At 61.1% G+C, this 16,554-nt stretch carries 18 protein-coding genes and 1 pseudogene; 4 read left to right on the top strand and 15 right to left on the bottom strand.

From position 1 onward, the window contains the following. Window positions 1-16: 16 nt before the first annotated feature. Window positions 17-1,006 carry a Bug family tripartite tricarboxylate transporter substrate binding protein gene (locus AB4Z48_RS37155; RefSeq protein WP_441623366.1) on the bottom strand — a complete coding sequence of 330 codons (990 nt, stop codon included), beginning with the start codon at window positions 1,004-1,006 and terminating at the stop codon, window positions 17-19. Window positions 1,007-1,391: 385 nt separating this feature from the next. Here AB4Z48_RS37155 and AB4Z48_RS37150 point away from each other — a divergent pair, with 385 nt between their 5' ends. Beyond that, window positions 1,392-2,369 (top strand): LacI family DNA-binding transcriptional regulator, encoded by a 978-nt coding sequence (locus AB4Z48_RS37150; RefSeq protein WP_441623364.1) that lies wholly within the window; start codon window positions 1,392-1,394, stop codon window positions 2,367-2,369. Window positions 2,370-2,396: 27 nt separating this feature from the next. Here AB4Z48_RS37150 and AB4Z48_RS37145 read toward each other — a convergent pair whose 3' ends face one another. Both AB4Z48_RS37145 and AB4Z48_RS37140 read right to left on the bottom strand, forming a co-directional pair. Next, complete coding sequence (locus AB4Z48_RS37145; protein WP_441623362.1) at window positions 2,397-3,491, bottom strand: mannonate dehydratase; 1,095 nt, start codon at window positions 3,489-3,491, stop codon at window positions 2,397-2,399. Window positions 3,492-3,664: 173 nt separating this feature from the next. Continuing rightward, the gene (locus tag AB4Z48_RS37140) at window positions 3,665-4,390 is read right to left on the bottom strand and encodes an MFS transporter (RefSeq protein ID WP_441623387.1); all 726 of its coding nucleotides are present in this window, start codon (window positions 4,388-4,390) and stop codon (window positions 3,665-3,667) included. Window positions 4,391-4,408: 18 nt separating this feature from the next. Here AB4Z48_RS37140 and AB4Z48_RS37135 point away from each other — a divergent pair. After that, a pseudogene (locus AB4Z48_RS37135) lies at window positions 4,409-4,669 on the top strand (MFS transporter); the annotation flags it as partial. Between the two features lie 262 nt (window positions 4,670-4,931). On the opposite strand, the gene AB4Z48_RS37130 reads toward AB4Z48_RS37135, so the two are convergent. From AB4Z48_RS37130 to AB4Z48_RS37095, 8 genes are all read right to left on the bottom strand, one after another. Then, on the bottom strand, window positions 4,932-5,495 hold the full coding sequence (locus tag AB4Z48_RS37130) for an NIPSNAP family protein (RefSeq protein WP_441623360.1): 564 nt from the start codon (window positions 5,493-5,495) through the stop codon (window positions 4,932-4,934). 8 nt (window positions 5,496-5,503) lie between these two features. Continuing rightward, window positions 5,504-6,256, bottom strand: a complete 753-nt coding sequence (locus AB4Z48_RS37125) for an SDR family oxidoreductase (protein ID WP_441623358.1) — start codon at window positions 6,254-6,256, stop codon at window positions 5,504-5,506. A gap of 11 nt (window positions 6,257-6,267) precedes the next feature. Continuing rightward, entirely contained in the window at window positions 6,268-7,080 is an 813-nt protein-coding gene (locus AB4Z48_RS37120; RefSeq protein WP_441623356.1) for an aspartate dehydrogenase, read from the bottom strand. After that, window positions 7,077-7,844 (bottom strand): alpha/beta fold hydrolase, encoded by a 768-nt coding sequence (locus AB4Z48_RS37115; RefSeq protein ID WP_441623354.1) that lies wholly within the window; start codon window positions 7,842-7,844, stop codon window positions 7,077-7,079. Before AB4Z48_RS37115 ends, AB4Z48_RS37120 begins: the two co-directional genes overlap by 4 nt. Before the next feature lie 14 nt (window positions 7,845-7,858). Continuing rightward, entirely contained in the window at window positions 7,859-8,383 is a 525-nt protein-coding gene (locus AB4Z48_RS37110) for a cupin domain-containing protein (RefSeq protein ID WP_441623352.1), read from the bottom strand. A gap of 162 nt (window positions 8,384-8,545) precedes the next feature. Next, a complete protein-coding gene (locus tag AB4Z48_RS37105; protein ID WP_441623350.1) occupies window positions 8,546-9,511 on the bottom strand; it encodes a Bug family tripartite tricarboxylate transporter substrate binding protein in 966 nt (321 codons plus the stop codon). A 452-nt stretch (window positions 9,512-9,963) separates the two neighbouring features. Then, complete coding sequence (locus AB4Z48_RS37100; protein ID WP_441623348.1) at window positions 9,964-11,010, bottom strand: LacI family DNA-binding transcriptional regulator; 1,047 nt, start codon at window positions 11,008-11,010, stop codon at window positions 9,964-9,966. Window positions 11,011-11,145: 135 nt separating this feature from the next. After that, window positions 11,146-12,345 carry a Fic family protein gene (locus AB4Z48_RS37095; RefSeq protein ID WP_441623346.1) on the bottom strand — a complete coding sequence of 400 codons (1,200 nt, stop codon included), beginning with the start codon at window positions 12,343-12,345 and terminating at the stop codon, window positions 11,146-11,148. Window positions 12,346-12,474: 129 nt separating this feature from the next. Here AB4Z48_RS37095 and AB4Z48_RS37090 point away from each other — a divergent pair, with 129 nt between their 5' ends. Both AB4Z48_RS37090 and AB4Z48_RS37085 read left to right on the top strand, forming a co-directional pair. Next, a complete protein-coding gene (locus AB4Z48_RS37090) occupies window positions 12,475-12,702 on the top strand; it encodes a hypothetical protein (protein ID WP_441623344.1) in 228 nt (75 codons plus the stop codon). A 121-nt stretch (window positions 12,703-12,823) separates the two neighbouring features. After that, window positions 12,824-12,970: a hypothetical protein gene (locus AB4Z48_RS37085; protein WP_441623342.1), complete on the top strand. Its 147-nt coding sequence runs from the start codon at window positions 12,824-12,826 to the stop codon at window positions 12,968-12,970. Between the two features lie 358 nt (window positions 12,971-13,328). Here the strand turns inward: AB4Z48_RS37085 and AB4Z48_RS37080 are convergent, their stop codons facing one another. The 4 genes from AB4Z48_RS37080 to AB4Z48_RS37065 all read right to left on the bottom strand — a co-directional run bounded on the left by AB4Z48_RS37080 (window position 13,329) and on the right by AB4Z48_RS37065 (window position 16,467). After that, the gene (locus AB4Z48_RS37080; protein ID WP_441623340.1) at window positions 13,329-13,634 is read right to left on the bottom strand and encodes a DUF2514 family protein; all 306 of its coding nucleotides are present in this window, start codon (window positions 13,632-13,634) and stop codon (window positions 13,329-13,331) included. Window positions 13,635-14,243: 609 nt separating this feature from the next. Further along, window positions 14,244-15,011 carry a hypothetical protein gene (locus tag AB4Z48_RS37075; protein ID WP_441623338.1) on the bottom strand — a complete coding sequence of 256 codons (768 nt, stop codon included), beginning with the start codon at window positions 15,009-15,011 and terminating at the stop codon, window positions 14,244-14,246. Window positions 15,012-15,178: 167 nt separating this feature from the next. Then, window positions 15,179-15,442: a LysR family transcriptional regulator gene (locus AB4Z48_RS37070; protein WP_441623336.1), complete on the bottom strand. Its 264-nt coding sequence runs from the start codon at window positions 15,440-15,442 to the stop codon at window positions 15,179-15,181. 104 nt (window positions 15,443-15,546) lie between these two features. Further along, window positions 15,547-16,467, bottom strand: coding sequence for an FUSC family protein (locus tag AB4Z48_RS37065; RefSeq protein WP_441623334.1), 921 nt, complete (start codon window positions 16,465-16,467; stop codon window positions 15,547-15,549). Window positions 16,468-16,554 lie beyond the last annotated feature (87 nt).

The raw sequence follows: 16,554 nt of genomic DNA, 5'->3' as shown, positions 1-16,554 counted from the left end.
ATGGTTGGATGAGGAGTTATTCGGCCTTGATACCTGCGCCCTGGATCACCTTGGCCCAGCGGTCGGTTTCGGTCTTGACGAAAGTCGTGTAGTCATGCGAGTTCGACGCCACCACGACGAAGCCGTTGGCTTCCAGTTTTTCGCGCGCGGCGGCTTGTTTGAATGCCGTCATCATGGCGGCTTCAAGCTTGTCGACGATCGGCTTCGGCGTGCCCTTTGGTGCGGACAGGCCCACCCACGACACCGCCGAGTAACCGGGGTAGCCGGACTCCGCAACGGTCGGGACATCCGGGAACAGCGGATTGCGCTGCTCGCTGGTCACGGCAAGCGCGCGCAGCTTGCCGGCCTTCACGTAGGGCAGCACGGCATCCTGGTTGACGAACATCGTCGGGATCTGCCCGGCCAGCACGTCGGTCAGCGCGGGCCCACCTCCGCGATACGGCACGCCCACCATGTCCAGCTTCGCCGTCTGGCGCAGCAACTCCATCGCCAGGTGCCCCGACGAAGCGTTCGTCACGCCGTAGTTGACCTTGCCTGGATTCGCCTTCACATAGGCGACGAACTCCTTGAATGTCTTCGCCGGGAAGGATGGATTGACCACCAGTACGTTCGGGCCCGATTCAAGCTGTGAGATATGGATGAAATCCTTCGACGAGTCGTAGTTCGGCCGAGGCGACATGCCATGCGCAATGGCATTGCTGCCGATACCCGACAGCAGCAGCGTGTAGCCGTCCGCTGACGCCTTCGCCGCCTGCTCCGCGCCGATCACGCCGCCGGCACCACCCTTGTTCTCGACAATGAACGGTTGCTTCAGCACCTTGCCAAGCTGGTCGGCAATCAGGCGCCCCATGATGTCGCTGGTGCCACCCGCGGGGAACGGCACGATGATGCGCACGGGCCGGGACGGCCAGTTGTCCGACCCCTGGGCCAGTCCGGCAAACGGTGTGCAGAGCGTGGCGACGGCCGCAGCCGTGCACGCCGCAAGAAAGCTTCTGCGGTGCAGCATGTTGTCTCCTGATTGTGGAAGGCCCGTTCTTGGAATGGGATGTGGCGGGCCCGATGTCGAAAGCGTGTGCCGCTAGCTGGGCGCCGTTGCCGGCGCCGATCGATGACGCGCCGGCTGGATCGTGGATGCGGATGTCATGCGCGGTGTGTGGTGTTGTCGCGGTGATCGCCGGGCCAGCCTGCCCGGCGGCTTTGACTTGCTTCCATTCTTCGAGAAGCTCACTGACAATACAAGCCGCTCCATGGCACGGCGCGAGGCACGTCCCACGGCTTGGGACGGAATGCGGCCAGCCCCGGCGGCGGCCGATGTTTGGCGCACATTTCCGCGCACTGACCCTTCCTTAACGATGTCCTCTGATTCGTCGCACCCCGGAAACAGCAGCAAGATGATCGACGTGGCGCGCGTGGCCGGTGTCTCGCGTGTCACGGTGTCACGCGCTATCAGCCACCCGGAGCTGGTGTCGCCGCAGACACTGGCGCTGGTGCAGGCCGCCATCGCAGCGCTTGGCTACGTGCCCAACCTCAATGCGGGGAGCCTGGCGACGCGCCGCTCGCGCATCGTCGGCGCCATCGTGCCCACGCTGTCGAATGCCTGGTTCGCAGAGACGATGGATGGCCTGGGCGAAATCCTTGAATCGGGTGGTTACCAGCTACTCCTGGGGCAATCGCGCTATCTGGAGACCGGCGAGGAGGCGTTGATCGATACCTTCATCGGTCGGCAGGTCGATGGACTGGTGCTGACGGGCGTCGAGCATGGCGGCGCGATCCGGCGCAAGCTGCGCGCCTTCGGCAAGCCCGTGGTCGAGACCTGGGACCTGACCGACGATCCGATCGACATGGTGGCCGGCTTTTCGAACGAGGGCGCGGGTGGCGCCGTGGCGCGGCATCTGGCGCAGCGCGGCTATCGCCATCTGGGCTTCCTCGGCGCGCATGAACACCGCGCCGCCAAGCGGCTGGCAGGTTTCCGCGAAGAGGTGGCACGGCTGGGATTGCCGGCGATCGAGACCGAGGTGGTCGCGCCGCCGTCCTCCATCGAGGACGGTGCGCGGATGATGCGCGTACTGATGGCACGCGCGCCACATCTCCAGGCCGTGTACTGCAGCAACGATACGCTGGGCGTGGGCGCCCTGCTCGCCTGCCGTCAGGAGGGGTGGGCCGTGCCGCAGCGTATGGCCGTGGTGGGCTTCTCCGATCTGGCGATTGCTTCAGCCAGCCAACCCGCATTGTCCAGCGTGCGCGTGCAGGCGCGCGAGATGGGCAAGCAGGCCGCCCGCATGCTGCTGTCCCGTCTTGTCGACGGTGGCGACGCCCTGCCGCCGGTGGCGGACCTCGGTTTCAGCGTAGTCGCACGTGAAAGCAGTTGACGGCGCGCCGGGACGCGCATGCCTGTGTCAGGCCTGCCGTGCCGGGGCCGTCGACCACGCTCCCGCCGCCTGCACTAGGCCGCGCGTATAGCCAAGCGCAAAGGACATGAAGCGTTCGCGGTTCTCGTCCAGATCGGAAACCGGCACGTGGTCGGGACACAGCGGGCCGGCATAGCCGCCGCGCTGGTACGCCTTGATGGCCTCGAACATGTCCACATCGCCTTCGTCGGGGAAGACCTCCTGGAAGTCGAGATAGCCGCCGCGGATATTGCGGAAGTGGACCATGAAGATGCGTCCCGTCGCTGCGAATTCCTCGATGACCGGAATCATCGCCTTGCCGGGCTCGGTGAACATCTCGGCCACCGTGCCCTGGCAGAAGTTGAGCCCGTGGTTCGGGCTGTCACTGAGCGCCAGGAAGCGGCGGATGCCGTCGGCCGAGCCGACCACGTGCTCGATGCCATTGAGCCCACCCACCGGATAGGCGGGATCGTGCGGATGGCAGGCCAGCCGCACGCCGGCGCGGTCCGCAGCGGGCACCAGCCCTTCCACCAGGAACTCGATCGCGTCCCAGCCGGCCTGCTCGGTCACGGCCGGCACGTCGCGCGCCATCTTCTGGCCGCACAGCATCGCGCTCTGCGCGCCACCCTCTTCCTGGTTGGTGGGATAGCCGACGCCCCAGTAGGAATGCTTGCGGTCGTCCTCGGGCGAGTACTCGGCATACACGAAGCCCGAATTCTGCGCGCCACCGCGGCCGGGTTTCAGTCCGGTGCGCGTGATCCCCACCATCTGGACGTTGTACTTGAGGCAGGTGATGCCCGCATCGGCCGCCTTCTGGATGTTCTGTGCCAGCATGTCGCGCTGCCGGCGGGCGCTGCCGAGATCGACCAGCGAATCAAGCAGGATCGACCCGACATCGAGCGCGAACACGTCGAGCTTTAGGCCGAAGCCTTCCACCCAGCGCCGATACGCGACCAGCTTGCCTGTATCCCAGGCAGACACGCCGCCCGTCGCCGAGACCAGTTCCGTGCCGCGATTGTCCAGGACCACGCTTTCCACACCCAGTTGCGTGGAGAGCCGCAAGCGGCGCTCGTCCGGATTCAACAACTGTTCGCTGATATACATGTATTGCCTCCGCCATACTCGAGAAATGAACACGTGTTCATTGTTGTCGCGGCGGGATTCCGGGGCAAGTTGCAATGCGTTGCGAAGCGGGTTGTTGCGCCGGTTTGTCCCACGCTCTGGGACGCCATGCCGAAGCGTCGTCCCAACGGGCTTTCGGTATGTGTACGTGTTCACTACGATTCGCCCAAGCAGCCCCGCGACGTCGATTCGGACCGGGGCAATACATTATTCGGAGACGCTGCATGTCCGGCATACATGACCCAGCCGCCCCCAAGGCCGGCTCTTATCGCTATATCACCCTGGCCCTGATCACCATCGTGTTGGCACTGAGCACAGGCGACCGCGCCACGCTCTCGGTGGCTGGCCCCCATATGGCAAAGGAACGCCAGGCTCATCAGGGCAATCACGAGCCAGTCGGTGTCCACATAATTGCAGGCGATCATGCTGGCGCTGAGCAGCAGCCCGATCGTGATAGGCAGCTTGCGCGCCAGCGTCAACGAACCGGTGCGGCGTAGCAGCGCGTCGGACACAAATCCCGTGGAAACCCCACCGATAAAGCCGCAAATGGCCGGCACTGCGGCGACGAAACCGGCCTGCAGGATCGAGAATCCGCGTCCGTTGACCAGATAGCTTGGGAACCACGATACAAAGAACCACGTGATCGAGGTGATGCAGTACTGCGCAATGAAGATGCCTACTAGCATCCGGCTGCGGAATAGCAGGCCGATGTCGGCCAGGCGTGGCGGTGGCGCGTCGCTCTTGCGCTTGCCGCCCAGGTGAACCAGCGCGCCGCCCGCCTCGATATGGGCGATCTCGGCGCGCGTGACGCGTGGATGCTCGGCCGGTGAGAAATACGTGCGCATCCAGACGAGCGCCAGCAGGAGGCCCAGGCCGCCCATCACGGTAAAGATATGGTCTTCGGCAAGGGCTTCGGCTCGCTGGGGTGGACGGTGGTGGCCGATACCGCGCCCGCGCGTATCGTCGGCAGCACCGGTGGCGTGTTCAACGCCGTGGGCAACGTGGCCGGCATCGTGACGCCGATCGTGATCGGCTACATCATCGCAGAGACGCATTCATTCAGCGGTGCGCTGGTCTTCGTGGGAGCACACGGGCTGGTGGCCATCCTCTGCTATTGGCTCGTGGTTGGCCGCATCAAACGGATGGAACTGCCCGATGCGCCCACACCGGGGCCAGTCGGGACCGTTTCCTCAGGCCCTGGCTATCGCATGTCGGCCTCCGACGCCACGCCTTCCGCTTGAAACCAAAGCGGGACCACCGACATGGCCGAACTGGCTAGGGGTCGTACTTTCCGTGAGTTTTCTGGCGATTTGTCCCGGAAAGTGCGATCCATCAAGGACTTACATATACACAGATCGCGCGAGACTCATTGCGGCGAAACACCTTGCCACAGGCGGCTGCGAGCCCTGCTACCGCCATTTTTTACACGGAAGGTACGTTCACCCCTTCTATCGCCGCCACCTCTACGCGAGCCAATCCAGTGCTGATGGCCGCAGGGACATCGGGCGACACGGTCTCGCCAATCGCTATCACTCCGTTCGGATCCGGGAACTCCATGGACCACGTCGACCAGCCAGCGGGGCCGCTGGCTTCGAGCCGCTCGAGCAGCTTGCCGACCGCGCCAACCTTGCAATAGAACCTGAAGAGCTGGACGGTTCTGCCGGCGTTGCTCCGGCAAAGTGTGACGCGCTTTGGGCTGAGCATCGACAATGTCTGGCCGTCGATCAACCGCGTGGCGTTGGCGATAAAGTCCTCGCGCCAGGCGGGCTTAGCAGACAGAGCGACGCGTCGCTCAGCGCGATGATCCAGCGATGCATACTCCCACAGGTGTCGGAACGTTACGCGACCTTCGTGGCGCTCGATCCACGCTCCGCGAAGGACCCCAAACTCGGTTCCACGAAGCGGCATGCACACGCCAGTGAATAGATCCCAGTATCGGTCCCAGTTTGGCTGTAGGAAGTGGTACTCGCGGAGTTCGTGAACCATGTTGCTTCCTATCGTGCCGTATAGCCACCGTCGACCGTGAACATCGCGCCAGTGGCGAAGCTCGACTCGTCGGATGCAAGAAAGAGGATCATCTGGGCGATATCCATAGGCTCTCCCATCTTGTTCAACGGCGACCGTGCTTCGAGGCCCTTGCGGAAAGCGATCGGATCGGCAACTTCCTTGAACATCTTGTCGTAGTAGCTCGAGTTGATGACACCGGGAGCGACGCTGTTGACGCGGATGCCTTCCGCCGAATGATCTAAGGCCATGGCACGCGTTAGGGCAGCCACACCACCCTTGGCCGCCACGTAGGCCGCGCGGTCGGGAATGCCCACCACGGAGATCGTCGAGGCCAGATTCACGATGGACCCGCCGCCGCGACGTACCAGTTCGGGAATGGCATACTTCGAGCAGAGATAGACGCCCTTCAGATTGACGTCGATAACACTATCCCACGCATCCTCCTCCAGCGTCACCACACTGCCGAGCGTACCGAAGCCTGCGTTGTTGACGAGGATGTCAATGCCACCGAAATGCTCGGCAGCGTGTCGGATCATCTGCCTGACTTGCTCGCTACTCGCGACGTCGACTTCGATAGCCAGCGCATTCTTGCCGATGCGCGCGGCAACAGCACGCGCATTGTCAATGTTCAGGTCCGCAACGATCACCTTCGCGCCCTCGCGCGCAAAAAGTTCTGCGGTGGCTTCGCCGATGCCCGCTCCAGCGCCGGTGATCAGGGCGACTTTATCTTTGATTCTCATTTTGCTCTTCCTTAAAAGATGACGTGCTGCAGTTGTTTCAATACGGCCTCCTCGATGCTCAGCGCAGCAAGCCACGAGGTGCGAGGGTTGTCGGGCAGTGGGTTGTTTGCGAGCAGCACCTTGATGCAGCCGAAAGGGCCTGTGGCCTCCACCTCGTGGACATTGCGGGCTACGGTGGGATCAGCGATCAGTTCCACCTGGGTCGCATCGAATCCGAGTCCGGACAAGGCGACGGCTGCGGTGACATTGGCGTTTTTGGGATAGCTTGCCGAGGCCTCGGCTGCAGTGCCGCGGAAGATCGTGGTTGGTGCCGCTATCGAGTTGAGATCGAACTGCGTCTCGGCGGGGGAACCCAACCACGCACGCGGCGGCTTGCGGCCTACATAGACCACACTATCCAGACCCGCTGAGCGCGCGGACCTGAGTGCATCCAGCCCACCAATCGCACCGGAAACCAGGATCAGCCTGGTCTCCCCCTGTTCGGCGGCCTGCCTCAGCCGCTGGTGCAATCCCTCGTCCGCTAGCGCACCGATCGATGCGATGACGACCGGTATGCCCTGCCGAAGCAACTCAGGAACGGCTGCGCTCACTGCGGCATGACCCGCGCACTCGATAACCAGGTCCGGCTTCCAGGCAACCAGCGACGCAACGTCGGAGCACAAGGAGATGTCATAGAGACGCATGAAGGCGTCTGCATGACCGGAGGGATCGATCGCGGCGAAGCTAGCTTCCGGAAGATGGCGGCTGCGCAAAGCCTCAAGGACGCGCTTACCGATTGCCCCGAGTCCAAGGAGTGCGACTCGCGAGATGCTGGTGGTGTTCATGCTGCGCTCTCCCAGAATTTGTTCAACATGGCCACATAGGCCACCGTGCGGGTAACCGGAGCAAAGTGCCCGCCAGCAAGCTCTTGCAGGCAGGCGCCCGGAATCAAGCGCGCGAGTTCTTGCGAGTGGTGGAAAGGAATGATGTAGTCGTCCTGGGCACCCACCACCAGAGTGGGGGCACGCAGAGCAACGAGTTCCTTGTAGCGGGTGTAGTCAAGCAGCATGTCGATCCGTGCAATCACCATGTCGATATCGACATCTGCAGTCATCGGGAAGTCCAGCCGAGCCTCGGTTGCGAGATGCTTGCCGTACCACTCCGAGGGATAGGCCGTCAGCTTGGTCAGCGTGTTGTACGCATCGCCGCCAAGCTCTCGCAGCACATGCTTTCGGAAGGCAAAGAAGTCCTGGAATCGTTTATCCGGCTTCGCCCAACCGCTACTCAGCACGATCGACTTGACGCGCGGCGGGAAATCCAGAGCCATGGCCTGCGCGACCAGTGATCCTGTCGAATGGCCGATGATGTCGGCCTGCTCGATGCCGCGCTCGTCAAGGCAGCGGATCACCGCATCCGCAATGCCGGAGATCGTCGGTGCGCCTTGGATCCTGCTTTTACCGACGCCGGGATGGTCGAGTGAAATCACTCTCCGGGAGGTCTCTAGGATCTCGACCACGGGCCTCCAGAAGGCGGCGAGGCCTCCCAGTCCGGAGATCAGGACAACCGGCTCGCCGGCGCCCCGATCAAGCGTGAAGATATCGTCAAGCAAGGCCCAACCTCACGTCAGTTTTTGGTGTAAGCGAATACGCCGTTGCCAGCGCTTTCGATCTGTGCGATGTTCTCCGGGCGATCAAACGGCTCCGGCGCGGTTTCACCATGGGCGCGCGGCCGTCCCACCTCGCGGAAGAAAGTCTCCAAGCCACTCGGTGTCATGAACCACACCCAGTGAAGATCGGTGTCCCCGGTGTTCACGAATGTGTGAGAGTTGTGCTTGCCCAAGAACAGCGTGACGCCGGGCTCAAGTTTGTACTCTTCGCCGTCGACGATGGCCGTCCCCATGCCGGAGACGAAATGGAGGATCTCCTCATTGGCCGGGTGAGCATGCTCACGAACGCGACCGCCTTGCGGCAACGTTTGCGTGCCCATCGCAAGATCGCGCTGCATCTTGGTCAGTCCTGGCGCGACGACTACTGATACATGGCCGTTAGCCGGCTTCGGCTGCCAGTAGCTCACTTCGGTTTGACGGCTGAAGTAGTAGACAACCCCCTTCTCTTGGGCGGCTTGCTGCTGATTCGTGGTGTTGGTCAACGGTTTTCTCCTGAGAGACAGTTTGTCGTGGCCCACCTAGCGTGGTTCACGGAAATGTAATCCATTACATTTTTTATCGGCGTTTGGCTGTTCGGAATGGACTGCTGAGCACGACATTTGGGGGGCGCGCCAACCACCTCCGAACAGCGGTCCGACTGGTTTCTATTGCTTCAATGCGAGAGCAGGCAAGATGCGCTTGAACTGATCGCTCTCTTTGGACATCAGTGCCTTGAACTCTGGCGCATCGACATACGCAAGTGTCATGTGCAAGTTCTTGACCGCGTCTTGCATGGACGGCTCCCTGGCTACATCTGCCGCGAGCGCGCGGAGCTTGGCCACCACGTCTGGTGGCGTGGACTTGGATACGGCGATACCCCGCCACACCCCAACCGAAAGATCGATGGCTTTGTCCTTCAGCGTGGGCACCTGCGGGATTTCCGGCATGCGCTTGTCGGCCATGACAGCCAACGTTTTCAGCTTTCCAGCGGCCACATACTGCCTCAACTCAGCGTAGGGTACGGTGGTCGCTTCAACCTGCCCGCCGAGCAGGCCAAGGATCGCCGGTGCATTGCCTTGATACGGGACGTGTGTAAACGTCGCACCGATCTTCTGCCCGAGCGCTGCCGCCGCGACATGGCCGATAGAGCCATTACCTGCGTTGGACACGGTCACCTTGCCTGGATTTGCCTTGGCGTAGGCCACAAATTGCTCGAGGGTGTTCCATGGTGCATCGGCTCGAACCGTAACCGAGGTCGGGTCGGAACTGAATTGGGCGATGGGCTGGAAGTCTTCGTAGGTCACCTTCCCAATATCCAGCAGCGGGAGCGTGAGCAACTCGGCGAACACCATGGCCACACGGTAGCCATCGGCCTGCCCATTCACGACGTAAGAGAGCCCGATGGATCCACTCGCCCCGGGTTTATTGATTACGGTGATTGGCTGTGGGAAGTGTTTCCTTGCCGCGTCTGCAAACGCACGTGCCATCGAGTCGGTTCCGCCACCCGGCTGAAACGCAACAACGAGTTCGACGGGGCGGCTCGGATAAGCATCAGCCGCGCCTGCAGAGGCGGAAAGAAATGCGATCGAAGCAAGCATCGCCGAAAGAACGGCGCGGGGAGACGATTTCATAGGACTACCTTCCTTCCTGACAATTTAGATGCCACACATAAGAAATGGAAACGGACTGACCCTCCGTCACGACGAGAAGCCGGTTAGGCACAAATCAGACCTCATCAGGTGCCGTAATGTAATCGATTACAAATAAGGGAGAACCGATGTGCTCAAAAAGCAGCTTCGGCCCCTGCTATGCCGCAGATCTCCTCCACCAGAATCTTAGGGTCCCGGCAAATCTATGTAAAGGATTACATTCCTAGGATTAACCCTGCCGCAGACCGAAAGGCAAGGAGCGTTCCACGTCAGATTGCAAAAAAAGCGCCTTAAAGAATGCTTTTCCCATTCCACAATCTGGCGTATGTCACATCGGATAGGGGAAAGCACCAAACCAGTGCAAAAAAGAGAATCCCATGTGGGGCGAGACGAGGTGGGAGTCATCAAGCGACGTCATTGGCGCCGGCAACGGATCAGCGGGTGGAAAGCTTCTTTGAGCGAGGAGCGGCGACGGACTCCCGAACCACCAGATTGGCGTGCATCTCAGACGGCAGCGGCTTGCGCGAGTGGCGAAGCGCGTCCAGCAATGCCTCGGCACTTCGGCGGCCCATTTCTTCGGCCGGAACCGAGATCGTCGTTAGCGCGGGTTCGAGCAAGCGTGCAAAGTCCAGGTCATCGTGACCCACGATCGTCATGTCGTCGGGTACGCGGTATCCTGCCTTTCGGCACTCGGCAATAGCACTAAATGCGAGCACATCGCTGTTGCATATGATCGCCGTCGTCTCTGGCGCATCGGCAAGCAGGCGGCGCGTAGCAGTCGATCCAAACGCCATGCTGTAGCCGCCTTGACTCTCCAGGATGAGGGGTTCACCCTTCAGCCCAGCGTCGCTAAGGGCATCGGCGAAGGCCTTTTTTCGTGCTATCTGCCGATCATTTCCTTGTGACGGGCCGGAAAGCATAGCGACATGGCGGTGCCCTATCTGGAGCAAGTATTCCACCGCGCGCCGTGTCGAAACGTAGTTGTCAAATCCGATGGAAGCGAAAGGTTCGTCCTGCAGGAAGGAAAAGGTCGTGACCACCGGGAGGTCGATACTGAGCAGATACTCAACCAATTGCAGATCGTCGATCCGCCCGACAACCAGCAAGGCTTCCGCACCACGCTCAACTAGCTGTCGAACCGGTTGGTAGAGCTTGGTATTGTCGAAACCCGCACTCAGGATGAAGACCATCTGGCCCTCTGCTGCCATGGCAGCCTGAAACGCGTTGATCATGCTGGCGTAGATCGCATAGTCAAGCGTTGGGATGACTGCGCCCACAATATGACTTCGACGTGTGCGCAGCGCTTTCGCGGCCGGATTGGGGACGTAGCCAAGCCTTTCCGCAACCGCGATCACATGCTTGCGAACATCCTCGCGTACGGCGTCAGGGATGTTGAATGCACGCGAAACGGTTGCAACAGACACGCCCGCAGCCTTAGCAACATCCGCCAAACGATTTGGTATCCGATCCTTGCCCGACAAGAGATAACCCCGAAAGTAATCGATTTCATATCATACCGGACCCACGACCGAACACGGCGCGCTGTCGTGACACTTGCTGCACTCGCCGCCAAGCGGGACGCTGCTAGCGTGTCGCAGGTCGTGACGGAAAAGTGGCTATACGGCCTCACCCGGATCGGGCTCCAAAGCTACACCATGCGTCCATTCCGGCACATTGATGTAATAGCGCACCGCTTTGCCCACACCGTGGCTCCACAATTGCCCGCCCGTGACCATCTCCGAAAGGTCGCGTGTAGCCGTGGCCTTTGAGACGCCGGTCATCTTCATGTACTTCTCAGCGTTCAGGCCGCCCAGGAAGCCACCGTCCCCGTCGTCGAGAAGGCGCTGCAGCACCTTGCGCTGCCGCTCATGAATCCCGCTGCCCTCATACTTCTCCCAAAAGCGCCTCTTCTTGATCGACTGGTCGATGACCTGGCTCGCGGCATGGCATGCCGCCGTGCATTGGCGCGCAAACCACTGCACCCACGACGTCACGTCGGCGTCACCACACTGAGCTTGATTGAGGGCGTCGTAATATGCCGAGCGCGAGGTCAGTAGCTGCCGCGAAAGACTGTAGAAGCGCACCGGTTGTCGCAAATGCTGCGCCATGGCCATGTCAACGATGGCCCTCCCAATACGGCCGTTGCCGTCCTCAAACGGGTGAATGCTCTCGAACCATAAGTGCGCAATAGCGGCCCGAGCGAAGCCATCGATCAGCTTGCTGCCGGACGTCAACGGCGAGGCCTGCGCTGGCGAGGACTCAGCAAACCATGCGAGGAAGCGCGTCATCTGCGCCGGCACGTCCTTTGATGGGGGTGCCTCGTAATGCACCAGCTCACGGCCTGGCGGACCGCTTACGATTTGCATCGGATCGTCATGGTCGCGGTATCGGCCGACGGCGATTCGGTGGATGCCGGACGTGCCACCGGGGAATAGCGCAGATTGCCAGCGGTACAAGCGGTCATTATCCAGGGGCAGATCAAACGCTGTTGTGGCATCGCTGATGACCCCAACCAGGCCATCGACATGGCGGTCGGTGGGCCCGGACGTCGCCAAGCCAAGCCGCCTCATCACGGACGAGCGGACAACATCGAGCGACAGGCGCTCCCCCTCAATGGCGGCCGTGGCCACCACCTCATCGGATAGCGCATCCAGCGCGACCTGGCTGGTACTTCCAAGGCCAATGGCCATGGCCTTGCCTTCGACGACACCGTGCATCCGGTAGGCCTCCGCCAAGTCAGGCGCGATCATCTGCGCGTCATAGGTGAAGTCAGGCCATTCTGCGCGGCGCCAGATCCAGGAAGAATTCGTGCTCATGAGCCGCATTCTGCCATATTCGGCTCACATAGTGCGCCGCTTTTCAAGATTTGCGGCTCACCGGCACGCGGCACGCCGCGGCTGGCACGCTGGCGCCGACCTGGTGGCCTACTGCTCTTCGACCTTTTCGTGGCGGGCGCCCGGGACTTTCGCGCGCAGCCGATCGAGAAGCGCAAGGTCGCGCTGCACCCGATGCTGGGCGAGACGCCGCCGGCCGGCCTACTCTACGTGGCGACGGTAGATGATGGGGAATGGCTCTATGGCAACGCCCTCGCGCTGAAGCTGGAGAGCATCGTGGGAAAGCGCGCTGTTTTACCGGCTGCTCGACGCGAAGGCGGGCAGCCACGCAGAACGTGAGCTAGAAGACCAGGTAATCGCGGCCAAACGTGAAGCCGATCGCCTCGAGCAGATCGCCCGCGCGATTTGGGCGCGCGAGCACTGTCAGGGGCGGGTGAGTGGGAGCGCCTAGGAGATGATCATGCTTGATCCCGGCGAATGGAAAGCACGCGTGATTGCCCTGCGCGTCACCTTTTGCCCGTCCTGCGAGTCCACCAAGGAGACGCTCGGCGCGTGCGCGGTGGGGGCGATGACAATCCATCGGGAATACGTTTGCGAGAGCCGCTAGTACGCGTTTTCGTGGCTTTTTTCGCTACAGGCTTATGACCCACCTAGCGCGCCACCGGCGCGCGAGTCAAGCCTTGGGGGACGGTCCGCCGCCACCATTCCGCACATCCCGTTTCAAGCAGCGGCGGTCTTTTGGCTCGAGGGAATCAGCAACCACTTCATCGACGCTGCGTCCTGACCTCGTGCTCGGGATCCGCCAGCCGCTTCCCCTGCTCCGTGACTCTTCCCTTCGTCGGCGGGGTACTGAATTTGATGCGGTGCACCATAATCAATACCGGCGACAGACTGACCCCGTTGCCAATCCTCGTGGGTGTAGGCGCTTTCACCCTGCCGCCTACACCCTCTTTTTCCTCCGACCTTCACAGTCCCCGACTACTGCCGCTCGCCACGGGGCCTTGCGGTGATCCATTCAACGCGTCGTAACCCCGCTCGCAGGCTTGGCCGGCGAACCGGGCGGCGTCAGCGTATCCAGCCAGGGCTCCCGCGCGCTGGTCAGCCCGGCTGAGCACGTCGGCGAGCACTCCGAGGGGATCGCCGGCTGCCGGGCCCGGGCCGGAAGCGGCGGGATTGCCGGCGGCGCGACCGGCGGCAAGTAGCCCTGCGACCCGCTGGCGCAGGCGGACTAAAACAACAAACTGCGCTAGCGTGGTTGGGTTGGCCGGCACGTTCTTGTGGCTGCCGCACTGGCTATCCGTGAGGGTCCGCGCCGCGGGAACGGATTGTGCCCATCGATCGGCAGAACCTCACCAAACCTCACCTCGTGCCGTTGCGCATCCGCTGGCGGAGCCGCTTGACGTACCCCAATCGCAGCCGCGAAGGATGCTCTCAGGTACCCTTTGAGTTTGGCGCCCACACGCAGTAGAGGCTTGAACGTCTTATTCGACCAGGTAGAACTCCCTTGATACCAGAGTTAAATGGAACCAGGGCTGGCGCAAGGACGGCCCATTAGCGTCACACACTGAGCATGAACTGCAGACTGCGTAGGCTTGCTGCGCGCTCAGGACTCCATACACCGGGCGCGTGACGCCTCGTCAGCATCCGCAGCGTCTTCGGAAACAGGCCGATTCTGCAGGCGGCTGTGCATGGCCTCGCATCGGATCAACAGAATGAGCAAACGCCGCCAGACCGGCGGGCTCAAGCTGCGCAGAGCTATTCGAAGTTGCAGGACGGAGGTCGCCGGCGCAGGATCGGAAGCTATGCGCGCATTTTAGGTACCTCATTGTCCCCTCAGCAGAGGTCCGGTCGTCCGCCCCCGCTTTGGCGCGGTCTCCGGATCAGGCGGCGAACCGCCGTCGACTATCCCCCGCTCTTGCGCAGCGATGGCGCACCGCCCACACAGCCCCTACCAATGCAGTCTTTCCCGCCGCGCGGACTGCAGTCGTACATTGTTCGAGGACTGCATCCTCAGGATAGAGCGATAGTTCAGCGGCACAGCCCAGCGTCACCACAATGTCCAAGACCGATGCGCTGTCCATGGCATTGCGCAGGAGCGCGCCGAGTACGCGCTCCGTTCCTTCGTCTCGACTTTCATCAGACTCGTTCGCCGCGCGGCGCAAGCTTTTTACCATTGCACGGATATAGTGCAAAAGGTCAGCCGAAGTGGGATTCTCGACGCAACGACCGACTGTGCCTCGTGGAACATCGGTCTTGATCGACTTTGCGAAATGCACCATGCCTAGCTGAGGTGCGGTTTGGGATGCATGTCTCACCGGCCATTCCGATAGTGTTCGGTCGGTGTCCACGTAGATCTCATCGCTGCAGATCTGGCCTGAAATCGCGGAGGTGCACTCAGGGCTTGGTTGCGTTCTCTCTGCCTCTGCAACTTGCCCTTGAGCGCTAGAGGCATTCGGCCCTTCCGCGAATAGTTGCATATAGTCCTCCATACGTGCGTCGTCGTGCAAATTCAGCAGGTGTACTCCATTGGAGCCGCATTCTTTGATAGGATCCAGAGCGCTTTCGCGAATTTTTATTCGCCAAAGCAGATTAAAAAATGATAGAGACCCACAATTTGTTGCTTGGTGGCGGTGGTCGAGGAACTCCATTTAGCGAAGGCGGCTGATCGTCTGGATGTAGCGCTGTCGGCATTTATCAGTCCGATTCCAGATCGGCCGTTTAGCAGCGCGAGGCTTGGCGGAGGTGACGAGAATCGGATTTCGCAGCTCTTGCCTCGACGTATCATTTGGCCAACGGCCTTGGCGTCATGTGCGAACTAACACCATGCCCGAAAAACGGTACCAATAATCGCCTTCAGCTCGTTTCGTATCTCACGCACGTAGCAATCCCCGTCCGGAGTGAGAGCAACACGTTTGCTAAGGCGTTGGAACGGCGATACGCCTGGCCGGTCCTCTAGCGCGTGGATCTGCCTGGAGACAGCGCTTTCGGTAACCTTTAGCTCTGCCGCCGTCCGGGTAAAGCTCTCGAATCGAGCGGCGCTCTCTAGCATCTGCAGGGCAGTCAAACTCGACAATCTCATGGCAACCTTCGTCGAGCTAGGGCGGTAAGAAAATATTGCAATAGATGGCTCTTGGCAAAGTGGCTGAGGCGGAACCCAACCGAAAGCGCGACCCGAGCAAGGGTTTATCGCTGCCAGAGGATTGGGTGCAGTCGGCTCCGAAGCGTCACAAGCTCGTCGGCTAACTGAATGAAGATGACGGTTGACGCGTTATTGAGCGTCGCGGCTGCTTCCAGATTGGTGCCGTCTTGCGCAAGTGGCTGCTCATGATTCAAATCGTCCGCCAAACGTTCAAATTGCGTACGAAGCCTGCCTCCAGGCGATGAGTGCGAAACGAACGGATCGCATGGGTAGGTCCCGAAGTTCTGTTTTGGAAAGGATGCAAGAACTTCCAGAAGGCACACACACATGCGCAGACTATGCTGCACGTCCTCAAAGGCGCTCGCGCGCATGGAGCACTCCTTTGCTGCCGACGCCATGAGTGAGCGAAGCTGAATGAGCTCCACGTTCAGGCGACTAGTGCACCGTTTCAGGTCAGCATGGCCAACTTCATCGCCTCCCACCGTAGCGACCAGATATCCTCCTTGCCGCAAAAGCTGCCCTAGCTGAAGCTTCCACGCGTGTAATGCATAAGAAGGCAATGCTATTGACAGCAGAAGAGCAATCGTCGTCCCGATAAGAACGTTGATGGTCCTCCACAGGCCTTCCGAAAGATCGTTCGTACCATGTCCTGCTGCAATCACGATGGTGACGCCAGCAAGAAGCGCAACGTAGCCACCCGTACCGATAGCATGGTAGGCACAGTAGGCACACGTTGCCGCTAGCAACAGGTATGTGACACCCGGAGTCGACAGATAGTGTTGCTGGGCGACGAGGAGCAACCCGATGAACGCACCGAGAAGCGTACCCTTCGCACGCTCAATCCCTCGCGTGCGGATATTCCCATGGTGCTGGAAGCCGCCAATAACGACTAGTACAACATCCCGTAAATAGCTTGAATAAATAATCGCCTCGGATATCATGGCGGGATGAGTCGAGGCCGCCATGCAACGCCAGTGAAGTTGGCGAAGAAAGAAAGACAGGAACTGTTATCGCTGATCGAGCGCAAGACGGCGCCGCGCAAGACGGCGCCG

The organism is Cupriavidus sp. 2TAF22 (assembly GCF_052115045.1).
Classification (GTDB): Bacteria; Pseudomonadota; Gammaproteobacteria; order Burkholderiales; family Burkholderiaceae; genus Cupriavidus.
The sequence above is the reverse complement of the archived record's forward strand: the minus strand, read 5'-3'. Positions and strand labels throughout refer to the sequence as shown.

What these genes read in the sequence shown, in the direction of transcription:
- AB4Z48_RS37075 (WP_441623338.1), bottom strand. Translation starts at nt 15,011, where the DNA reads ATGGAGTTCCTCGACCACCGCCACCAAGCAACAAATTGTGGGTCTCTA.
- AB4Z48_RS37125 (WP_441623358.1), bottom strand. Translation starts at nt 6,256, where the DNA reads ATGAGAATCAAAGATAAAGTCGCCCTGATCACCGGCGCTGGAGCGGGC.
- AB4Z48_RS37130 (WP_441623360.1), bottom strand. Translation starts at nt 5,495, where the DNA reads ATGGTTCACGAACTCCGCGAGTACCACTTCCTACAGCCAAACTGGGAC.
- AB4Z48_RS37070 (WP_441623336.1), bottom strand. Translation starts at nt 15,442, where the DNA reads ATGAGATTGTCGAGTTTGACTGCCCTGCAGATGCTAGAGAGCGCCGCT.
- AB4Z48_RS37095 (WP_441623346.1), bottom strand. Translation starts at nt 12,345, where the DNA reads ATGAGCACGAATTCTTCCTGGATCTGGCGCCGCGCAGAATGGCCTGAC.
- AB4Z48_RS37105 (WP_441623350.1), bottom strand. Translation starts at nt 9,511, where the DNA reads ATGAAATCGTCTCCCCGCGCCGTTCTTTCGGCGATGCTTGCTTCGATC.
- AB4Z48_RS37150 (WP_441623364.1), top strand. Translation starts at nt 1,392, where the DNA reads ATGATCGACGTGGCGCGCGTGGCCGGTGTCTCGCGTGTCACGGTGTCA.
- AB4Z48_RS37120 (WP_441623356.1), bottom strand. Translation starts at nt 7,080, where the DNA reads ATGAACACCACCAGCATCTCGCGAGTCGCACTCCTTGGACTCGGGGCA.
- AB4Z48_RS37155 (WP_441623366.1), bottom strand. Translation starts at nt 1,006, where the DNA reads ATGCTGCACCGCAGAAGCTTTCTTGCGGCGTGCACGGCTGCGGCCGTC.
- AB4Z48_RS37065 (WP_441623334.1), bottom strand. Translation starts at nt 16,467, where the DNA reads ATGGCGGCCTCGACTCATCCCGCCATGATATCCGAGGCGATTATTTAT.
- AB4Z48_RS37085 (WP_441623342.1), top strand. Translation starts at nt 12,824, where the DNA reads ATGCTTGATCCCGGCGAATGGAAAGCACGCGTGATTGCCCTGCGCGTC.
- AB4Z48_RS37145 (WP_441623362.1), bottom strand. Translation starts at nt 3,491, where the DNA reads ATGTATATCAGCGAACAGTTGTTGAATCCGGACGAGCGCCGCTTGCGG.
- AB4Z48_RS37140 (WP_441623387.1), bottom strand. Translation starts at nt 4,390, where the DNA reads ATGGGCGGCCTGGGCCTCCTGCTGGCGCTCGTCTGGATGCGCACGTAT.